The following is a 19,208-nucleotide window of genomic DNA, read 5'->3' on the forward strand; positions in this document are numbered from 1 at the left end:
CTGCAGCCGTCTTTCCCTATTCTCCTACGCCGGAATCACCTTGAAACGGATGCGGAAGGCATGCTTCTGCTCGTCCCAGTTGGTGCCTAACAGCTCGAAGCGGCCGATCTGTGCAGTGGAGCGCACGTGCCTGCCGATGCAGGGGCAGACATCAAAGTCGCCGATGCGGACAAGACGCAGCATTTCCGATGCGTCCTCGGGCAGGCGGTCAAGGCTGACGCCTTCGGGGAGGTGGTTGCGGTCGACCAGCTCGAAGGTTACCGGCAGGTCCTCGGCGATCAGCCGGTTCATCTCGTCCTCTATCGCCTTCTCTTCCTTGCGGTCGGGCTTGTGGTCGAGGATGAAGGTCATCTTGCTCTTCTTCCGTTCGATGTGCGCATTGGTGCTGCGTGCCGCACCGAACAGACGGAACATCACCTGATTCAGCAGATGCTCGGCGGTATGCGCCGGCGGGAATTCCTCTTTGTTGTGCGAATTCAATACGTATTCCACGGTCTTCTTCTTTATGTTGAACTTGTAAATCCGGCCATAGTTCCCGGGGACATCCAGTGCGATCTGTCCGTCACGTTTCAGTTCCGCTGTCTTCGTGAAGCCGGAAAGCAGGTCGGTCATCTCCACCTCCTGCTCGGGCAGACCGAGGAAATCGTAGGCATGGGCCGGCACGGTGACGCTGATGTGTACACGGCGGTCGTCGAAGTTGGCGACAACCAGCAGCACCTCGTCATCGGCCTTGCGCAGGAAGGCGAACTGCCGGCGGGGATTGAACTGGTAGCTCTGGTTGTTGGCGTACATGAGGTCGAAGGTCTGTCCTTCACGCACGGCCTTCTCACGGTTGCAGAAACGGAGGATGCCCTGGTAGACCAGCGACAGCTTCTTCTCGTCGGTCGTCAGCGCATCATGGTGGAAGAATCCCTTGTAGACGGCCTCACACGTCCAGTAGTCGAAGATGGTCGAACGGCCGTCACGCCCCGAGAAGCCTTCCTTGTCCATGCCCCTTTCGCCGAATTCCTGTCCTGCATAGACCATGACAGGGTTCTGCTGGAGGAGTGCGGAGACGATCATCCCCGGAACCCCTTTCCATGCATTGCCGGCGAAGAAGCCGGAGGCGATGCGCTGCTCGTCGTGGTTCTCGAGGAAGTAGAGCATGTGGTCGCGGATGTCGTCCACCTGCTGCCACTCGCGGGTGATGGACGATGCCGGCCGCTGGTCGCAGATCACGCCGCGGATGCAGTCGTACATCCCCACCTTGTCGTACAGATAGTCGAACCCAGACTCCACGTACATACGGTACCGGCCGGGGTCATAGACTTCGCCGATGAAGATGGTTTCCGGATAAAGGGCCTTGACCTGCTGCGTGGCGTATGCCCAGAACTCATGCGGCACCATCTCGGCCATGTCGCAGCGGAAACCGTCGACACCCTTCGCCGCCCAGAAGAGCAGGATGTCGGTCATCTTCTTCCACGTGGAGGGGACGGGATTATAGTGGTAGCTTCTTCCGCCTGCATCGCAGTAATCCACACCGTAGTTCAGCTTGACCGTCTCGTACCAGTCGTTCTGCTGCGGATGGGCATCGAAGCGGTCGTTGCCGGTACACTTCGCCGGGTATTCATCGTAAGGAGCGGCATCACAGGCGTATCCGTGTACCGGGACACAGGAGAGGTCGAGCCGTTCGCCCGGACAGTAATAAAAGTTGTTCTGCGCATCGAAATGCTTGCCGGTGTCGTCTCCCTCGCCGAGATCCTCCACGCCCTGCGGCCGGGCGATGCTTCTGTACTGGCGTGCGACGTGATTGGGCACGAAGTCCATGAGTACCTTCATGCCTGCCGCATGGGTGCGGGCTACGAGTGCCTCGAACTCTGCCATGCGTGCGTCTACATCCACGGCAATGTCGGGGTCGATGTCGTAGTAGTCGGTGATGGCATACGGCGACCCGGCACGTCCCTTCACGACCCGGGGGTTCTGGCACGGTATGCCGAAAGCGGAATAGTCCGTACACGTCGCATGGCGGATGATGCCGGTAAACCAGAGATGGGTGACACCGAGGTCATGGATGCGCTGCAGCACCTTGCCGTCGAAGTCGTTCATCTTCCCCGCACCGTTCTCCTCCAACGTTCCGTACTCCTTGCGGGTGAGGTTGCGGTTGCCGAAGGTACGGGTGAGAACCTGGTAGATAACTAATTTAGTCTTCATATAAAATCCCCTGCCGGCTCTCCCGAAAGTGGAAAGCAATAAGGGCTTGCACTTACATTATTGTAGGTGCATCAGACAACAGACCATCATCCTTACCTGACACACCTACATCCATATTCTTACTGTCTTAGAGTTCCCTCCCTTCAGAGGGATGGGGGAACTAATCTATGCCGTGTGCATTGACATTACGGTCGATGCGGGCGAGCATGCCCTGCAGGGCCTTGCCCGGACCGCACTCGATGAACTCGTCGGCACCGTCGGCGATCATGTTCTGCGCGCTCTTCGTCCAGCGTACGCTTGAGGTGAGCTGTGCGATGAGGTTTTTCCGGATTTCGGCCGGATCGGTGTGCGGGAGGGCATCCACATTCTGATAGACAGGGCACTTCGGCGTGTTGAACTCCGTTGCCTCGATGGCTGCCTGCAGCTCGTCCTTGGCCGGCTGCATTAGCGGAGAGTGGAACGCACCGCCCACCTTCAGCGGCAATGCACGCTTGGCACCGGCAGCCTTCAGCAGTTCGCAGGCCTCCTCAATGCCTTCCTTCGAACCGGAGATGACCAGCTGGCCGGGGCAGTTGAAGTTGGCTGCCACGCAGACTTTCCCTTCCTTGGAGACCGTTGCGCAGACCTCCTCCACCTTCTCGTCAGGCAGGCCGATGATGGCCGCCATCGTGCCTGGGTTCTTCTCGCAGGCCTTCTGCATGGCGTTGGCACGTGCCGCAACGAGTTTCAGTCCGTCCTCGAAGCTCAGTGCGCCGGCGGCAACCAGTGCGGAGAACTCGCCCAGAGAGTGGCCGGCCACCATGTCGGGCTTGAACGCATCGCCTAAGCAGAGGGCGGAGATGACACTGTGGAGGAACACGGCAGGCTGCGTCACCTTGGTTTCCTTCAGCTGCTCGTCCGTTCCGGCAAACATGATACCAGTTATCTTGAAGCCAAGAATCTCGTCTGCCTTGTCGAAAAGTTCTTTTGCCAGCGGGTTGCTCTCATAGAGTTCCTTGCCCATGCCGACAAACTGAGATCCCTGTCCTGGGAATACAAATGCTTTCATCTTTTGTCAATTGTTTAATTGTTAATACTCTACAGCGTGCAAAGATACAGAAAATAAAGCAGATAAAGAAGAAATCGTCCTGAAAAGCCCCTGTCCCCCCTGGCTGCCCGCTCACTTTACGAAGAGAATGCCCGACAGAAAGCCGTTCTCGTCCTTCTCTTCCTCGTAGCAGGTCAGACCCGTCAGGTACAGGCAGGTGTGCCGGCCGTAGAAAAGAGCCGGATGCTGTATGCGGCTTTCGTTCAGTTCCTTCAGCTTCGCAACCGGCATCCGGACAGTGTCGGCCGTCTTTCTGCCCCGGTACTGATAAGGTATCGTCACGCTCAAGGTGTCATGCTTGACGTAACACGGCAGGAAGCCCGTTTCGTAATCATACCTGACCGTCCGGAAAGCGGCATATCCCTTCGGTATCCCCAATACACTGTCGGAGGCAGAACACTGGATGTTGAAGTAATACATATCGTTGACTGTTGTGAAGGAAGGTTCGCCGGAAAGAAAGTCCTGCATCGAGACCGTCTTCGCATCAACGACCCTGCTGATGTCTGTTGTGTCATAATGGGTATAGAGATAGACGAGTTTGTCTTCAAGGAGCTGGGACTGCCCGTCCTCCGGACCCTCCCATATCTGTTTCAGCTCCGCATCCCGCATCGGGAAGTGACGGATGCCTTTCTCCTCCGCAAGGCTTCTGATGTCCCGGCACAGCTGGCCGCACGTGAACGAATAGACATTGTAAGGCAGGACCGAAAGAAGCAGCAGCGCGCCGGCAAACGAGCCGCCTATCCACCACAGCCATTTCGCCCTCGTCACACAGAGCCCTATGCAGACGGCATAGCACCAGACGTTGAACGCCAGCAGATAGACACGCAGCACCGACACGCCGTAGTCGCTGAAACGGCGGACGATGCCGATGGTCATCAGCACCAGCAGCGGCAGCACGACAAGCGGAAGCCAGCGGAGGACCCTCCTGTCGAACCGTCTGTCTTCTGCCTGGAAACGGACAGGATAGAGCAGATGGACAACAATGACGGTAAGGAACATCAGCGCCGTTACCAGCCAGCTTACCCATCCGTCGGGCAGTGTCCATTCGAGGATGATCTTGAAGACATAGAGATACAGCGTGGCGAGATAGGCGAAGAGCAGGGGAAGGAGCAGGAAATGGATGACGCCGTTCATGAACCTGTGCTGCATCCAGTCGCGGGGCGTACGGTTCTTTTCGGCCGAAGGTGTCTGCACGACGACCAGCGTGGGTGCCAGGAACACGAAGCAGAAGACCAGAAGATAAAGGAAATGGCTGTCGCTGACCTGGGCACCGAACAGATAGAAAAAAGACAGCACCAGCAGCTCCAGCCCCAGGAACAGGAGTCCCGAAACGGCTATGGCCAGCCCCGCACGCCCCAGGAATCCGATGGCAAAGCTGATGGCGGGCCGGTCGTCCCCCAGCCGGCGGAAAGGAACGATGAAGAGGCTCACCGCAACGGCCACGCAGCAGGCTATGCAGGCGGCCGTCATGGCACCGTCCAGCGGATAGCGGCAGGCGAAAAACGAGCAGACCGCAATCCACACGATGTTCGCCGACAGCATGACGACGTGCCGCCGGCCTCCCGCACGCCCCTCCATGAACAGATGGAGCATATAGGAGAGTACGATTCCGCCCAGGGTCAGCAGGTCGGCCAGGAAATCGATACAGGTATAATCGCCCTCCGACATCTTCCCGCAGACGAACCAGAGATGCACCGTGGCAAGGACGATATACACGAAAGTGACCGGAAAGCGGCCGACCGTCTCCACAAGACGGCTGCTCCAGTCTGCAAGGCTTGGCTTCTTCAATGGTGTCATACGCTTTCAATGTTTCAGCACCGGCTCCCTGTCTGTCTGAAGGCAGATGCGGAGACGGACTTTGTCTTGATTCCGCAGCAAAGATAATCATTTCCAGCGAATACAGGCCCGATCCGTCCGTTTTTTTTAAAGAGAGGCGGAGTTTTCACCAGTGTACCCGACCTGCATCCTGCAAATCCGGGTCTTCCGTCAAATGTATAGACAGGAATTTTAAACAGCTCTCAGCATCTCCCCCACTCCTCCCGGTACTCCTAAATCTCTCTCCGCATCGGAGATGCCCCACTCTCCCTGCCCTCCGTGTCCTCCGTGCCTCTGTGTGAGACAATTCCCCGTACACCGTCCGACTTACACTGAACCGCAAATTCCCGACCGTTCGGGAACCGCATTCCCGACTGCCTGGGAACGGCATTCCCAACTGTCTGGGAACCGCATTCCCGACACTTGGGAACAGCCTTCTCCGCCCCGCATTGCCAGCCGGGCGGGGACAGGATGGAGGTACATGAAACACTTTCATGGGAAAAAGAACCGGACCGGACAATGGGTTCAGATTATTTTTCGTAACTTTGCCTGCGGTTTTCCATGACAACAGAAGTAAGAACCAACCTGTAAACATATAACTAAAACAATTGGAAACAACAATGCGTATCAGAAAATCATGGGCTGCCCTGTGCCTGCTGGGCAGCCTGCTCCTGCCGTCAACGGCATCGGCACAGTTCAACTGGCCCTACAAAATCACCGGCGGAAAGGCCGTCACGGAAGTACCTGCACGCCCGGAAGGACAGGAGAGTGCCCTGAACCTCGCCGCCCCGAAGATGAAAGTCGTGCGGGTGGCCTTCGTCGGACTGGGCATGCGCGGGCCCAGTGCGGTGGAACGCTGGATGCACATCCCCGGCATCCAGGTGATGGCCCTCTGCGACCACGAACGCGGCAGAGCCGAGAAATGCCAGGATATTCTCCGCAAGGCAAGCATGCCTGCCGCCGACATCTACTCCGGTGAGGACGGATATAAAGAACTCTGCCGGCGCAAGGACATCGACCTCGTCTACATCGCCCCCGACTGGAAACACCACTTCCTCGTCGCCCGGGAGGCGATGACGCACGGCAAGCACGTGGCCATCGAGGTGCCGGCGGCGATGAACCTGTCGGAAATCTGGCAGCTGATCGACCTGTCCGAGAAGACCCGCCTGCACTGCATGATGCTGGAGAACTGCTGTTACGACTTCTTCGAACTGAACTCGCTGAACATGGCGCAGAAGGGTGTCTTCGGCGAAGTGCTTTACGTGCAGGGGGCTTACCGCCACGACCTGACGCCGTTCTGGGATGCCTACTGGAAGAAGGATGCGCAGGACAGGCTGGGCTGGCGGCTGGACTATAACCGGAAGTTCCGCGGCGACATCTATGCCACACACGGCCTCGGGCCTGTCGCACAGGTGCTGGACATCCACCGCGGCGACCGCATGAAGACGCTCGTCGCCATGGACACGAAGTCGGTCAACGGCAAGATGCACGTGGAGCAGATGACCGGGGAGAAGTGTGACGGATTCCGCAACGGCGACCAGACGACGACGCTCATCAGCACGGAGAACGGCAAGGTCATCGAAATCCATCACAACGTAATGACCCCGCAGCCGTACAACCGTATGTACCAGCTGACAGGCACACGGGGCTTCGCCAACAAATATCCCGTCGAAGGCTATGCGCTGTCGGCCGACGAACTGAAGAAATCGGGCGTCACGCCGTCGGCCGACGACCTCTCCGGACACTCCTATCTGTCAAAGGCAGATGCACAGGAACTGGTGCGGAAATACGAAAGTCCGCTGGTCGCCAAGTACGAGAAGGAGGCGAAGAAAGTCGGCGGACACGGCGGAATGGACTTCATCATGGATTCCCGGCTGGTCTACTGTCTGCAGAACGGCCTGCCGCTGGACATCGATGTCTACGACCTGGCCGAATGGTGCTGCCTGGCCGAGCTGGGTTCCATCTCCATGGACAACGGCAACATCCCTGTCGAAGTACCCGACTTCACACGTGGCCAGTGGAACAGCATCAAAGGCTACCGCCACGCATACGCTTCGCCTGCCGACGAGGCACAGGCGGCTGCAGACGCCATAGCCTTTACGGCCAGACTGAAGGAGAAAGGGAAGAAGTACTGGGAGAAGGCTGACAGGGCTTCCGGGAAACGATGATCACCGGACCGTATCATACGGAAAATGCCGCAGCTCCCGTTACTGGGAACTGCGGCATTTTCCGCTCTGGCGCACCGGCGTGCCAGAGCGGCACGTCCCTGCTCCGGAGGCTTCCGCCTCACTTCTTCAGAGCCAGATTGTAATTGTAATATTCGGTCTTTCCCGTTATGTCCTCAAGCACCTCGAGGAACGGCGGGAAGTTGACATCCTCGTGGTCGACGATTCCTTTCGTCTCGAGAATCTGCAGGCCGGAGGCCGGCGACAGGTAGGTGTCAAGCTCGAAGAACTGTCCCCGCCAGATGAAGGTCTTGCGCACCTTGTGGATGGACAGGCGGTAAGGGTCGGCCTGCCGCATCAGCGACTCGTAGAGGTTGTTGTCGATCTGCCGTTCCGTCACCACCTGCTCGTTGTTCGGGAGGGTCTTCTTCGTCGTGCGGACGTTGATGGAGACGCCGTTCAGCGTACGGCGGCGGAGACGTACCTCGCTGCGCGGCTCCGAAGTGAGGTAGGTCTGCATGATGTCGCTCTCGATGGCATCCGGAATCTCGCCCGTCAGGCGTACGATGTACTTGCGTTCCTCGATGACCTGCTGGGGAATCTCCAGCACATTGGAGATTTCCTGGAGCACACGGTTGATCTTCGTGTCGAAGTTCTCGTGGTTGTTGATGACGCGCAGGTGCGGATGTTCCGACCATGCCTGGATGACCTTCTTGTCCAACTCGCGGGCAAGCTCCAGCCCCTCCGTGCGCTCGGCGTTGTTGGCCGTCGTATAAAACTGCTCGGCCCCGTCGGCGGCGCTGACGAGGTGGAGGACCGCATCGTAACGGGCACGGAGCTGTTCGGACGACGTGCCGGCGGCGGCCGTTATCTCCTCCCACATCTCCGGCTTCATGTAGGCGGAGATGTCCATCGTGCCGCGGTCGCAGACGATGATCGTCGGTGTCTTGATTGTCTCCGCCATGCGTGTGAACCTGTCTTCCAGGTCGAGCTGTGTTTCCAGCGTCGCCTTCTCACCTTCGTAGAAGAAGGCGTGGTTGTCCGTAAGGTAATCCATGCCGGCCTGGCTGAAGAGCGTCGGCACCTCAGGAATGATGAACACCTTGTAGCCGAGACTTGAGAAGTGCTCGATGACCTTGACAAGGGCTGTCGTTTTCCCGGCGCAGGGTCCGCCGGTAAGTACTATTCGTTTCATGACTGACTGAAAAATCCCCTCCACCCGAAAGTGAAAGGGATTTTTATTAACATTACTGCTTTACAGTGCGAAAATGTCTATGTTGAATTATTCTGCGGCAGGAGCTTCCTCCTCAGCTGCCGGAGTCTCTTCCACTGCAGCAGGAGCCTCTGCGGGCTGCTCGGCAGGAGCTTCCTCGACAGCCGGTGCCGGCTGGTTCTCTGCAACGACCGTTACAGGAATCTTCACCTCAACCTCTCTGTGGAAGTGTACCGTAGCCTCGGACGAGCCGACCTTCTTCATGTCGTGCATGGTCACGATCTTGCGGTCGATCTCGATGCCGCGCTTGGCAAGCTCTTCGACGACAGTCGCTGCATTGACGGAACCGTAGGTCACGCCGGTCGCAGAGACCTTTGCCTCGATGACAAGCTCCACGCCGTCCAGCTGGGCTGCCTTCTTCTCGGCCTCGGCCTTGAGGACGGCGAGCTTTGCAGCCTGCTGCTTCAGGTTCTCGGCCAGCTGCTTCCTGGCAGACGGAGAAGCGATGACACCCTTGCCTGTCGGGATGAGGTAGTTACGGCCGTAGCCGTTCTTTACTTTCACGATTTCGTTCTTGTATCCAAGACCGATAATGTCTTCTTTCAGTATAATTTCCATCTGTTGACCTCCTTTTTACTTCATCAAATCGGTTACGTAAGGAAGCAGCGCAATCTGACGGGCACGCTTCACAGCCTGTGCCACACGACGCTGGTACTTCAGGGAAGTGCCTGTGATGCGGCGGGGAAGAATCTTGCCCTGCTCGTTGAGGAACTTCTTGAGGAACTCGCCGTCCTTGTAGTCGATGTACTTGATGCCGCTCTTCTTGAAACGGCAGTACTTCTTCTTCTTCGTGTCGATGGAAGGAGCGGTCAAATAACGGATTTCTGATTTCTGCTCTGCCATGGTTTAAGCCTCCTTTTTAGCTGCCCATTTAGCACGACGCTTCTCGGCATAAGCTGCAGAGTACTTGTCCTGCTTAACGGTGATGTAACGAATAACCTTCTCGTCACGACGGAAGGCGGTCTCGAGAGTGTAGATAACTGACGGTTCTGCGTTGAACTCCAGCAGCGCATAGAAGCCGGAAGACTTCTTCTGGATGTTGTAAGCCAACTTCTTCAGACCCCAGGCCTCTTCGTTCAAGATCTCCGCACCGTTGTCGGCGAGCAGTTTCCTGAATTTAGCGACCGTTTCCTTCATCTGTTCGTCAGACAAAACGGGAGTCAAAATGAAAACGGTTTCGTATTGATTCATACTGTTTATAAAATATAAAATGTAAATTTAACCGCACCTGCTTTCGCAAAATGCGGTGCAAAAGTACGGCTTTTTATGCAACCGGCCAAATATTTTTCGTACTTTTGCGTCTGCTAACAGCATATTCACGCATCCGTATGAAAAGACCTATCAAATACTTAGGCATCGCCGCCATCCTCCTCGGCCTCCTCCTGTTCGTCCTCCACGTCGTCATCAGCTACAGAGGCAACACGCTGCTGTTCACCGGTCTGGCACTCGTTCTGGGCGGTGCCGCTGCGTTCGTCAAGGGTGAGAAGAATCCTTACTGAGGGCTGCCGGTAATCACATCAGAGACCTCTGCAAAACTCTTCCGAAAAACATGAATGAAAGTGTAACGAACTGATATGCCGGACAAGGAGAGGCTTGCAGAGGTCTCTTCACGTCATTTCTCCACCTGCAGAATCCTATGGAATGAAGATGCCGTTTCCTATGAGAGAACGTTCGTGAGCGGCTGGACAGACGAGCTGCTTACAACTGTGTCAGTGCCACCTGGCAGACTTTTCCCGTGCAACCGGTCTTCAGCGTCTTACTGCATATCATAGCGACACTGCAAGAACCGGCCTTCCCTGCTGATGTGTCGAGGCCTGCCACAGATTGTGTTGACGGTAAACACCAGTCGTGTCGACAGTCCGCTCCTTTCAGCAGACTGCCGGAACGGGAGCAACCTGCAGCCTGCTGCCTTGTCCGTTTCCCCTGTTCCGCAGACCGGAGGGAGGCCGCCCTGCTGGTCAGCGGCGACGTGCGGCAGCGGCATCCCTGACATACCGAGAGCGGTCGGCAAACGGAAGGAGGGCGTATTCGCCTCCGGTGATTTCCTGCAGCGACAGGCTCCGGAACTCGATGTCATAGCCGTCGTCCTGTCCGCGCACCTCGTAGAGAAGTCCGATACGGCGGTTTTTCATGCTGACCATCGTCGAATAGCACGATGAGCCGTCCGTCACGCACAGCCCTTTCTTCCATCCACGGCCCAGTGCATCAGGCGTGGAATAGTCGGCATAGGCAGCCAGCTCCTTGTAATAGAAGCCCACGCTGTCGCGGCGTGCGCTGAGCGGAACGGACTGGAGGGCTACGAACAGCCGGCGTCCGTCGGCCATCCTCCTTGCCGGAACGACCAGGATGCCGCCGTTGCAGGCGTTGACCTGCCTACCGGTCATGTTCTCCGGCATCACCTCCTGTCCCCAGCTGCCTGTGCCCTTGAGGGCATCCGCATAGGTGAAGACATTGAAACGCCGTCCGCCATAGACATCCCGGCAGCTGAGCAGTACGCTTCCGTCGGGCAGTTCCTCCACTTTCGACTCGTCCTGAGCGACAGAGGGGGCAACAGCGGGAGAGCCCAGCACGCTCCATGTGCGACCGAAGTCGTCGGAATAGATGACGAACGTGCCGCAACGGTCCACTCCTGCCTGCCGGACGGGATGGGCGATGTACAGCCGGTAGAATCTGCCTCTGCGGATGTAACGGCTCTGCATGATCTTCCCTGAAGTCAGGAAGATGCCGTCGGGACAGCCACCGCCGGGCAGCCGTCCGTCATAGAGACCGTGTATCATTTCCGTCAGGTCCGTCCCGTTGTCCCATGTCCTTCCGCCGTCAGTGCTGCGGAAGAAGAAGGCGTGCATGGGATTCCGGCGTGTCGCCGTCTGGTAGCCGGTCTTCCCGGCGACGCAGCTCATCAGCACGTTGTCCGACGTGCGGTCGGCGACAATGCACGGATCGCCGAAAGCCGTGCGGACGGTGTCCGCAGCCTGCTCATCGCCCCTTGCGACACAGAGCGTGTCCGACCATGTGCGCCCATGGTCCTCGCTCCTTTTCATGACGACATTGATCTGCCAGCGGCCGTTGCGGTTGTTCCACCCCACGTCCGTATGGCTGAAGCGGAAGTCGCAGGCCGCCAGCAGCGTGCCCCGCCGTGTCTCGGCGATGGCCGGGATGCGGTAGGGGACGGGGCTGTGCGCCCTATCAAAAACGATGGTGGTAAAACCATCATCGCTCTTGTCTCTGTTCCTGTCTGTCCCGGCTGCACCGGCCTGTAACAGCACGGTGCAGAGGATGACAGCCGATAGGATTCTTCTGTACATGGATTGTCTTTGCCGGGAGATTGTTAAAACTTGTATTCGACAAACGCCTCCATCGCTTCGTAGCAGGCCAGCCCGAGGTCGTCATAGAGCTTGGCGGTGCCGCGGTTGCGGTCCTCGGAACGCTGCCAGAAGAGCCGTTCGTCGTTGCCGAGGAACGGAGCGCTCTCCATCTGGCTCTGGTGCTTGAGGATGGAATTGCGCTTTGCACGCAGCTCTTCCGGACTGATGGGGACGCACATCTCGATGTTCTCGATTTCCCATTCCGCCCATGCGCCGCGGTACATCCACACACGGCAGTCCTTCAGCCACGCCGCCTTGGCCTCTTTCTCCAGGTCGATGGCGGCGAGGACGGCATCCGTACACTTGCGGTGCGTGCCGTGCGGGTCGGCCAGGTCGCCGGCTACGTAGATCTGGTGCGGCTGCACGGTACTGATGAGCTTCCTCACGATGTCTACGTCGGCCTCGCCCATCGGCAGCTTCTCGATCTTGCCCGACTCATAGAAAGGCAGGTCGAGGAAGTGGACGTGGTCGAGCGGAATCTGATTGAAGGTGCAGGCCGTGCGCGCCTCGCCGCGGCGGATCAGCCCCTTGATGGTGCGGACATCCTGTGTGTCGATGTCGCCTTCCTTCTTGTGCTTCAGGAACTCCTTTATCTCCTTGTACTTCGACTTGATGACCTCGTCCTGCTCGTTGCCGAAGAGCTGGTTGAAACCGTTGATGAAGTGCATGAAGCGCACGACCTCCTCGTCGCCGACGGCGATGTTGCCCGATGTCTCGTAGGCGACGTGTACGTCGTGGCCCTGCTGGACGAGGCGGCGGAGCGTACCGCCCATGGAGATCACGTCGTCGTCAGGGTGCGGCGAGAAGACGATGACCCGCTTCGGGAACGGTTTGGCACGCTCCGGCCGGTAGGTGTCGTCGGCATCAGGCTTGCCGCCCGGCCATCCGGTGATGGTATGCTGGAGGTCGTTGAATATCTTGATGTTGGCGTTGTAGGCCGACCCGTAGAGGGCCAGAAGTTCACTGAGGCCGTTCTCGTTGTAGTCCTTGTTGGTCAGCTTGAGGATCGGTTTGCCCGTCACCTGACAGAGCCAGACGAGTGCCGAACGGACGAGCTTGTCGGTCCACTTGCAGGAAGCGACGAGCCAGGGGTGCTGGATGCGCGTCAGCTTGGCTGCCGCCGAGAGGTCGATGACGACGTGCGCATCGTTGTGCGTCTGCAGGAAAGAGGCCGGGACAGTGTCGCTGACCTTGCCTTCTACGGTCTTCTTGATGATGTCGGCCTTCTCCTCGCCCCATGCCGTAAGGAAGATCCTGCGCGCGGAGAGGATGGTGCTGACGCCCATCGTGATGGAACAGGGAGGGACCGTCTCCTGCGAGCCGAAGCTCATCTTCATCTCCTCGCGCGCCGTCTCGTCGATGAGGATGAGGCGTGAGGCCGACGTGATGCTCGAACCCGGCTCGTTGGTGGCGATGTTGCCCATGCGGCCGATGCCGAGGAGGATGACGTCCAGGCCGCCCTGCTCCTTGATGTGCTGCTCGTACTGCCGGCAGTGTTCCTGCACATCGTCCTGGGCAAGCGTCCCGTCGGGCGTGAAGATGTTGTCCGCCTCGATGTCGACATGATTCAGGAAACGCTCCTTCAGCTGGTTGATGCTGCGGTTCACGTTCTCGGCGTTCAGCGGGAAATACTCGTAGGCGTTGAAGACGACCACGTTCCTGAAGCTCAGCCTGCCGGCCTCATGCCGACGGATAAGCTCCTGGAAGATGGGGGTGAGCGAAGAGCCGGACCCTACGCCCATGACGAACTTCCGTCCTTCCTGCTCCCGCTTCTTGATGTCGGCTTCCAGCTGGTTGGCGATGTCGACGGCACCCTCCTCGATGGTCGGGAAGATGTCGGTCGGCACTTTCTCGAAGCGGGTGATCTCCGAACGTTCGATGGCGGTTGCCGGACGGTAGAACTCCTCCGGTATCTGGTTGAGTACGATCTTTGAACTAAGATTCAGCTTCATCACAGGTTCTCCTTTTCTATGTCTTTAAAGTATTTGTATGTTTCTACGGTGAGCTTGTCGGTCGCAGCCTCGTCACAGACGATGATGCCGTGCTCGTGCATCTGCAGCGCGCTGATGGTCCACTTCTGGGTGATGCCGCCCTCTACGGCTGCACGCAGGGCCTCGGCCTTGTGATGACCGTTGGCGAGAATCAGCACCTCCCGGGCGTCCATGACGGTGCCCACACCTACGGTCAGTGCGTGTGCCGGCACTTTCTCCGGGTCGTTGTCGAAGAAGCGCGAGTTGGCGATGCGCGTGTCAGAGGTCAGCGTCTTCACACGGGTGTGCGATCGGAGCGACGACCCCGGCTCGTTGAAGGCGATGTGCCCGTCGGGGCCGATGCCGCCGAGGAAGAGGTCGATGCCGCCGGCCTCACGGATCATCTCCTCATAGTGCCGGCATTCTGCCTCCAGGTCTTCGGCATTGCCGTTCAGGATGTGGATGTTCTCCTTCGGGCAGTCGATGTGGTTGAAGAGGTGTTCGGCCATGAAGGTGTGGTAGCTCTGCGGATGGCTCTCGGGCAGGCCGACATACTCGTCCATGTTGAACGTGACGACGTTCTTGAAGCTGACTCTGCCTTCCTTGCAGGCCATCACCAGTTCGGCATACATCCCTTCCGGCGACGAACCGGTAGGCAGTCCGAGCACGAACGGCTTTTCCTGGTTCCTGGCAGCATTGACGCGCTCGATGACGTAGTTGGCCGCCCACCGGGACAGCTGTTCGTAGTTGGGTTCTATGATTAATCTCATAATCTTTGGTTTTAATTATTTTGTTTGGGTCTGAATGTGCTGTACACGCTGTCCCCCGCTCATGCCGCGGCCTTTGCCTTCTTCGTCCTGTCGGGATAGGTGAACGGGACGAACCATGTGATCAGCAGGGCCGGAATGGTGCATGCCAGTACGACGATGAAGAACATACGGTAGCCCAGATGGTCGCTGAAGTAGCCGCTCAGCATGCCCGGCAGCATGACCCCGAGGTTCATGATGCCGCTGGCAAAGGCGTAGTGGGCCATCTGGTGCCTGCCCGGCGCCACCTGCTGCATCATGAAGAGCGACAGACCGACGAAGCCGAAGCCGTAGCCGAAGTATTCCATGACGATACCGCCGCCGATCAGCCACAGGCTCTCGGGCTGGTAGACGGCAAGCAACGTGTAGGCGACGAAGGGGATGTTGAACACCAGGGCGAGCGAGAAAAGGCTCTTCTGCAGCCCCCGCCAGGCGATGTAGTAGCCGGCGAGAATCGAACCGATGACGAACGCCGCAGCACCGAAGGTGCCGTAGCACAGGCCGATTTCCTGCTCGCTCAGTCCCAGTCCCTGCTGGGCACGCGGAGCCTTGAGGAAGAGCGGGACGATCTTCATCACGAATCCCTCGGCAAAGCGGTAGAGGACGATGAAACAGATATAATATATAATGTGTCTCTTCCGGAAGAAGTCGAGGAACACCTCCAGCAGCTCGTGCAGAGAATCGTGCAGCGAGACAGGACTGCCCTCCGTCGTCTTCGCCGGGTCCGGCAGGACGGCATAGTGATAGATGCCGATGGTCACCATGACGGCGGCGATGATCAGCATGATCAGCATCCAGGCCTTCGTCACGCCGAAGTGGCCGATGAACGTGCCGGCGAGATAGACCAGCCCGCCCGTCGCGGCAATCTTCGCAATGTTGTAGAATGCCCCCTGCCAGCCTATCCACCGTGCCTGCTCCTCGTTCGACAGCACGGACATATAAGTGCCGTCGGCTGCGATGTCGTGCGTCGCACCGCTCATGGCGATCACCGAGAGTATCGCTATCGTGACCGGGAAGAAAGAGGGAAGATGGAGCGCAAAGGCCACCAGGGCGAAGAGCACGCCTGTGAGCAGCTGCGTCAGTACGACAAAAAACTTCTTTGTCTTGTAAATCTCCAGGAACGGACTCCACAGCGGCTTCAGCGTCCAGGGCAGCATGATGAGCGAGGTCCAGAAGGCGATCTGCGCATCGCTCACGCCCATTCCCTTGTACATCAGCGTGCAGACCATGTTGAGCACGACGAAGGGCATACCCATGGCGAAGTAAAGCGTAGGCACCCACGTTGCCGGACTGCGCCGTTTCCCGTTGTATGTGGTTTCCTCTGTTAGGTTCTTAGAGTTCAGATTCATTTTCTTTATCAGGATTTTCTAAAAGAATAACAGCCGGGGAGGCTTTTTTGCGTATCAGGAAGCAGCGCATTTAACTTTAATTTACCAATGCGCCCCGCCACGACCTATCCGGCAGCCTCACCCGATGCGGACAGCGGGGTCCGCCTGAGATGAACAGCAGAATCGGCATTGAATCGGCGGAAGATGCCTGCTCTCCATGGAGAAGCCCTGCTATGCCGTCTTTCATCCCGGTTGCCCGGCAGGGGTTTCCTCCGCAAAACAGCCGCCAGGAACACACAGCCCATGACCGCCTCAACCGATTCGTAAACCGTCAAATCCCGGCAAGCAAGACACCCCCCTCTTACCTGGCAGACGACTAAGGCCTGACTGCAACGCAAACAAGGCCTAATTGGAGTGCAAGTAAGGCCTAATTGACAGACAAGTAAGGCCTGATTGGTGTGCAATCAGGCCTTGTTTGCAGAGCGAAGTGACGCCCGGCGGAAATTCTGCTGTCGGACAGTTACGAGCCAGCGGATGGCGGGGCGACTTAAAAAAACTAAAAAAAGGCAACGGAGACCGCTGCTTTCTGATTTATTTTCATAAATTTGTAAAGATGCCGTGCCGGCCGGACAGCCGGCATACAGGCACGGAACAATCTAATGAGACAGAATGAAAAAGATATTATCCCTGATTACCGCACTCCTCGTCACCATGGGGATGCGGGCACAAAGCGATGTCGTCAAGGTGGCCGACGCTATCCGGATTTTCCAGACAAAGACGCTCTACACCGGCAGACAGGTGCTGGAGAAACAGGGCTACAGATACAAGGGCATATCGTCTGACGAATTCGGAAAAGACCACAACTGGGTGAAGAACATGGACCTGACTAAAGATTTCGTCCCCACCGCCATGGGACGCGGAAACTCCAGCATGGTACTGCTGGCACAGGACGGAAAGACCGTCTACGTCTATGTCTTCAACCGCAACGCTTTCGCCGGACTGCAGGCACAGGTGAAGGCGATGGGCTACGACATGGGCAGAGCCGTGAAGGCTGACAGGGGAACGCTGATCTGTACGAAGGACAGCCAGCCTACCATTACTTTCCTCACCCTCCAGCAGCCCCTCCCTTATTGTATGCAGATCACAGAATAGCAGACTGCCCAATAGCAGCACACCCCCTCCATCCCCTGCCCATTCCCACCTATCATCCCCCCATAATCGCCTATCATCCCTCCATCATCGCCTACCTCCACCTATCATCGCCCATATCATCGCCCATATCCCCGCCTATGATCCCCCCGCTTCGTAGCCCGAGGAAAAGTCTAAAAAAAGAAAAGAATGAAAAAGAAACCGACCTACAAGCTCCCCGTATCCATCTGCGCCATCGTCCTGGCAACAGGGGCGACGGTCCTTGCCGTACTCATGGAGACACGCAAGATGGCCCCGCCCCGGAAATACGAGGTGGATATGTCGGGGGAGGTCATCGGCATCGACAACGGACCGAAGACTCCCGTGTTGACGGAGGAGGAAGTGAAGGACGAAGAGGTGAAAGAAGAGAAAAAGCCGGAGAAATCCTCCCCGGCTGCCCCGAAAGAGGAAGAAGCGGCCGCCCCTGACGAGCCCGTCATCGTCCCTGACGTTCCTGAAGGACAGACGGAGCCTGCCCCTGTCGTCAAGACTCCCGCACCGGAAATCAAAAAGCCCGTAATCGACAAAATAGAAAACTGACAGGAAAAACTACCGGCAGCAGACAGCATCATCATCACCCATCATCACCTATCCTCGCTCATCACCGCTCATCCTCGCTCATCATCGCCTACTGTCCCCTACCTCCGCCTACCCCATCCCGCTTTCCGAGGGGCTTGGGGAGACCTCAAAAAAAATCTGGAACTCCTGTTGACAGGAATTCCAGATTCAATAGTTGCGGGTGCAGGACTCGAACGTGCGACCTCCAGGTTATGAGCCTGGCGAGCTACCAACTGCTCCAACCCGCGATGTTAAAAACCGGCAATTCATCCCATGCCTTACGGCTGATTTCTGAATTGCGAATGCAAAGGTACGGCTTTCTGCTGTAACAGCCAAGAAAATATACATTATTTAACAGACCGTCTTCTCTGCATTCAGCAGACGATCCATTCTGCACCCGCTGCCTCCAGACTCTCCCGGCTGCCGTTTCCGTAGGTCACGCCGCAGGTGTGTACACCTGCATTCCGCCCCATGAGAATGTCGTACTCGGTATCGCCCACGACGAGAGCCTCATCGGGACGGACGCTGAAATGGCGCAGGGTAAGGGCGACAGGATCGGCGGCCGGTTTCTGGTGTTCCACGTCATCCGCCCCGACAAGGAAAGTGATGAAAGGCGAGAGCTGCAGGTCGCGAACCAGCCCGACAAGCGACTCACGGCGGCGGCTGCTGGCGATGGACATCGTAATGCCTCGCTCCGCAAGGTGTTCCAGCGTCTTGCAGACACCGGGGAAGACGGTCACGGCACCGGGTACGTTCTTCTCATCGAACAGCTCCCTGTAAGTGGCGGCACACCGTTCCGCCTGGCTGTCGGTCATCGGAATGATGGAAGAGAAGCATTGCTTCAGCGGCAGACCGATGGTCCGGGCACACGCCTCACGGCTCCGCCGGGGCAGTCCGAGCCGTTCGATGGTGGCGAGCATCGTGTCGGTGATTAGCTGCCGGGAGTCGCCGAGCGTACCGTCGAAGTCGAAGATGACGAGGCGGATGCCCTCGAGAATGGCAGGGTCGGCGAAAAGGTCGGGACAGTACCGCACCCGAGGCTGCCGTGCCGTCACAGAGGCTGCGGCACCGGGAGCGGTTCTCTTTTTCCAGAACCATCCCCTGACACGCCGGTAGCCTTCCGCACCGAGGATGGCTATGCCGCCGTACTGGAAGGCCTTTGCCAGTCCGAACAGCACCGCCCAAAGGATTCCCTTTGCGCTTACGGAAATCGGAAGGAGCAGCTGCGTGAAGGACAGGACATAGAAAGGTACGCACAGGAGCAGCACGACGACACCTGTGCGGAAAGAGAGGTTCTGCAGTCTTTGCGGGATGGACATATCGGTTTCGTATTTTTGTTTTCAGCCGGCAGGAACAAGGCGGACGGGAGCGGGAGAATGCTCGCCACTGGTCTGCCAGGTGCAGCTTTTCTTATGCAAATTTATATAAAAACCGTGATTTATAAGCTAATCGGATAAAGAAAG

Annotated in this window: 16 protein-coding genes and 1 tRNA gene; 4 read left to right on the plus strand and 13 right to left on the minus strand. The window is 57.7% G+C overall.

The window, feature by feature from the left end; genetic code table 11:
• Positions 1 to 24: 24 nt before the first annotated feature.
• The 3 genes from DYH27_RS09470 to DYH27_RS09480 form a co-directional block, all read right to left on the minus strand.
• Positions 25 to 2,190, minus strand: coding sequence for an alpha-amylase family glycosyl hydrolase (locus DYH27_RS09470; RefSeq protein WP_025068196.1), 2,166 nt, complete (start codon positions 2,188 to 2,190; stop codon positions 25 to 27).
• A 160-nt stretch (positions 2,191 to 2,350) separates the two neighbouring features.
• Entirely contained in the window at positions 2,351 to 3,238 is an 888-nt protein-coding gene (fabD, locus tag DYH27_RS09475) for an ACP S-malonyltransferase (RefSeq protein WP_004353593.1), read from the minus strand.
• A gap of 111 nt (positions 3,239 to 3,349) precedes the next feature.
• Positions 3,350 to 5,074, minus strand: coding sequence for a DUF4153 domain-containing protein (locus DYH27_RS09480; RefSeq protein ID WP_025068197.1), 1,725 nt, complete (start codon positions 5,072 to 5,074; stop codon positions 3,350 to 3,352).
• Between the two features lie 638 nt (positions 5,075 to 5,712).
• On the opposite strand from DYH27_RS09480, the gene DYH27_RS09485 reads away from it, so the two are divergent.
• The gene (locus tag DYH27_RS09485) at positions 5,713 to 7,260 is read left to right on the plus strand and encodes a Gfo/Idh/MocA family protein (protein WP_025068198.1); all 1,548 of its coding nucleotides are present in this window, start codon (positions 5,713 to 5,715) and stop codon (positions 7,258 to 7,260) included.
• A gap of 118 nt (positions 7,261 to 7,378) precedes the next feature.
• Here DYH27_RS09485 and DYH27_RS09490 read toward each other — a convergent pair whose 3' ends face one another.
• The 4 genes from DYH27_RS09490 to rpsF form a co-directional block, all read right to left on the minus strand.
• Positions 7,379 to 8,452 (minus strand): AAA family ATPase, encoded by a 1,074-nt coding sequence (locus tag DYH27_RS09490; protein ID WP_004353595.1) that lies wholly within the window; start codon positions 8,450 to 8,452, stop codon positions 7,379 to 7,381.
• 87 nt (positions 8,453 to 8,539) lie between these two features.
• A complete protein-coding gene (gene rplI, locus DYH27_RS09495; protein ID WP_004353624.1) occupies positions 8,540 to 9,088 on the minus strand; it encodes a 50S ribosomal protein L9 in 549 nt (182 codons plus the stop codon).
• 15 nt (positions 9,089 to 9,103) lie between these two features.
• Positions 9,104 to 9,373: a 30S ribosomal protein S18 gene (gene rpsR / locus DYH27_RS09500; protein ID WP_004353605.1), complete on the minus strand. Its 270-nt coding sequence runs from the start codon at positions 9,371 to 9,373 to the stop codon at positions 9,104 to 9,106.
• A gap of 3 nt (positions 9,374 to 9,376) precedes the next feature.
• A complete protein-coding gene (rpsF, locus tag DYH27_RS09505; protein ID WP_004353619.1) occupies positions 9,377 to 9,721 on the minus strand; it encodes a 30S ribosomal protein S6 in 345 nt (114 codons plus the stop codon).
• A 137-nt stretch (positions 9,722 to 9,858) separates the two neighbouring features.
• Between rpsF and DYH27_RS13410 the strand changes: the two genes are divergently transcribed.
• Complete coding sequence (locus DYH27_RS13410; RefSeq protein WP_169447811.1) at positions 9,859 to 10,029, plus strand: hypothetical protein; 171 nt, start codon at positions 9,859 to 9,861, stop codon at positions 10,027 to 10,029.
• 459 nt (positions 10,030 to 10,488) lie between these two features.
• On the opposite strand, the gene DYH27_RS09520 is transcribed toward DYH27_RS13410, so the two are convergent.
• From DYH27_RS09520 to DYH27_RS09535, 4 genes are read right to left on the minus strand one after another with little or no spacing between them, the layout of a single operon-like run.
• Positions 10,489 to 11,835, minus strand: a complete 1,347-nt coding sequence (locus DYH27_RS09520; RefSeq protein WP_025068200.1) for a sialidase family protein — start codon at positions 11,833 to 11,835, stop codon at positions 10,489 to 10,491.
• Between the two features lie 23 nt (positions 11,836 to 11,858).
• The gene (locus DYH27_RS09525; RefSeq protein ID WP_025068201.1) at positions 11,859 to 13,847 is read right to left on the minus strand and encodes a glucosamine-6-phosphate deaminase; all 1,989 of its coding nucleotides are present in this window, start codon (positions 13,845 to 13,847) and stop codon (positions 11,859 to 11,861) included.
• On the minus strand, positions 13,847 to 14,635 hold the full coding sequence (nagB, locus tag DYH27_RS09530) for a glucosamine-6-phosphate deaminase (RefSeq protein WP_025068202.1): 789 nt from the start codon (positions 14,633 to 14,635) through the stop codon (positions 13,847 to 13,849). Before nagB ends, DYH27_RS09525 begins: the two co-directional genes overlap by 1 nt.
• A gap of 59 nt (positions 14,636 to 14,694) precedes the next feature.
• A complete protein-coding gene (locus DYH27_RS09535) occupies positions 14,695 to 16,020 on the minus strand; it encodes an MFS transporter (RefSeq protein WP_004353599.1) in 1,326 nt (441 codons plus the stop codon).
• Positions 16,021 to 16,668: 648 nt separating this feature from the next.
• Between DYH27_RS09535 and DYH27_RS09545 the strand changes: the two genes are divergently transcribed.
• Positions 16,669 to 17,151 (plus strand): hypothetical protein, encoded by a 483-nt coding sequence (locus DYH27_RS09545; protein ID WP_004351585.1) that lies wholly within the window; start codon positions 16,669 to 16,671, stop codon positions 17,149 to 17,151.
• 186 nt (positions 17,152 to 17,337) lie between these two features.
• Positions 17,338 to 17,727, plus strand: coding sequence for a hypothetical protein (locus DYH27_RS09550; protein WP_025068204.1), 390 nt, complete (start codon positions 17,338 to 17,340; stop codon positions 17,725 to 17,727).
• Positions 17,728 to 17,920: 193 nt separating this feature from the next.
• On the opposite strand, the gene DYH27_RS09555 is transcribed toward DYH27_RS09550, so the two are convergent.
• Together DYH27_RS09555 and DYH27_RS09560 are read right to left on the minus strand one after the other, a co-directional pair.
• Positions 17,921 to 17,993, minus strand: a tRNA-Met gene (locus DYH27_RS09555).
• Positions 17,994 to 18,119: 126 nt separating this feature from the next.
• Entirely contained in the window at positions 18,120 to 19,064 is a 945-nt protein-coding gene (locus tag DYH27_RS09560; RefSeq protein WP_025068205.1) for an HAD-IA family hydrolase, read from the minus strand.
• Positions 19,065 to 19,208: the final 144 nt, after the last annotated feature.

Source organism: Prevotella denticola (assembly GCF_900454835.1).
Classification (GTDB): Bacteria; Bacteroidota; Bacteroidia; order Bacteroidales; family Bacteroidaceae; genus Prevotella; species Prevotella denticola.

What these genes read in the sequence shown, in the direction of transcription:
- DYH27_RS09470 (WP_025068196.1), bottom strand. Translation starts at nt 2,190, where the DNA reads ATGAAGACTAAATTAGTTATCTACCAGGTTCTCACCCGTACCTTCGGC.
- fabD (WP_004353593.1), bottom strand. Translation starts at nt 3,238, where the DNA reads ATGAAAGCATTTGTATTCCCAGGACAGGGATCTCAGTTTGTCGGCATG.
- DYH27_RS09480 (WP_025068197.1), bottom strand. Translation starts at nt 5,074, where the DNA reads ATGACACCATTGAAGAAGCCAAGCCTTGCAGACTGGAGCAGCCGTCTT.
- DYH27_RS09485 (WP_025068198.1), top strand. Translation starts at nt 5,713, where the DNA reads ATGCGTATCAGAAAATCATGGGCTGCCCTGTGCCTGCTGGGCAGCCTG.
- DYH27_RS09490 (WP_004353595.1), bottom strand. Translation starts at nt 8,452, where the DNA reads ATGAAACGAATAGTACTTACCGGCGGACCCTGCGCCGGGAAAACGACA.
- rplI (WP_004353624.1), bottom strand. Translation starts at nt 9,088, where the DNA reads ATGGAAATTATACTGAAAGAAGACATTATCGGTCTTGGATACAAGAAC.
- rpsR (WP_004353605.1), bottom strand. Translation starts at nt 9,373, where the DNA reads ATGGCAGAGCAGAAATCAGAAATCCGTTATTTGACCGCTCCTTCCATC.
- rpsF (WP_004353619.1), bottom strand. Translation starts at nt 9,721, where the DNA reads ATGAATCAATACGAAACCGTTTTCATTTTGACTCCCGTTTTGTCTGAC.
- DYH27_RS13410 (WP_169447811.1), top strand. Translation starts at nt 9,859, where the DNA reads ATGAAAAGACCTATCAAATACTTAGGCATCGCCGCCATCCTCCTCGGC.
- DYH27_RS09520 (WP_025068200.1), bottom strand. Translation starts at nt 11,835, where the DNA reads ATGTACAGAAGAATCCTATCGGCTGTCATCCTCTGCACCGTGCTGTTA.
- DYH27_RS09525 (WP_025068201.1), bottom strand. Translation starts at nt 13,847, where the DNA reads ATGAAGCTGAATCTTAGTTCAAAGATCGTACTCAACCAGATACCGGAG.
- nagB (WP_025068202.1), bottom strand. Translation starts at nt 14,635, where the DNA reads ATGAGATTAATCATAGAACCCAACTACGAACAGCTGTCCCGGTGGGCG.
- DYH27_RS09535 (WP_004353599.1), bottom strand. Translation starts at nt 16,020, where the DNA reads ATGAATCTGAACTCTAAGAACCTAACAGAGGAAACCACATACAACGGG.
- DYH27_RS09545 (WP_004351585.1), top strand. Translation starts at nt 16,669, where the DNA reads ATGAAAAAGATATTATCCCTGATTACCGCACTCCTCGTCACCATGGGG.
- DYH27_RS09550 (WP_025068204.1), top strand. Translation starts at nt 17,338, where the DNA reads ATGAAAAAGAAACCGACCTACAAGCTCCCCGTATCCATCTGCGCCATC.
- DYH27_RS09560 (WP_025068205.1), bottom strand. Translation starts at nt 19,064, where the DNA reads ATGTCCATCCCGCAAAGACTGCAGAACCTCTCTTTCCGCACAGGTGTC.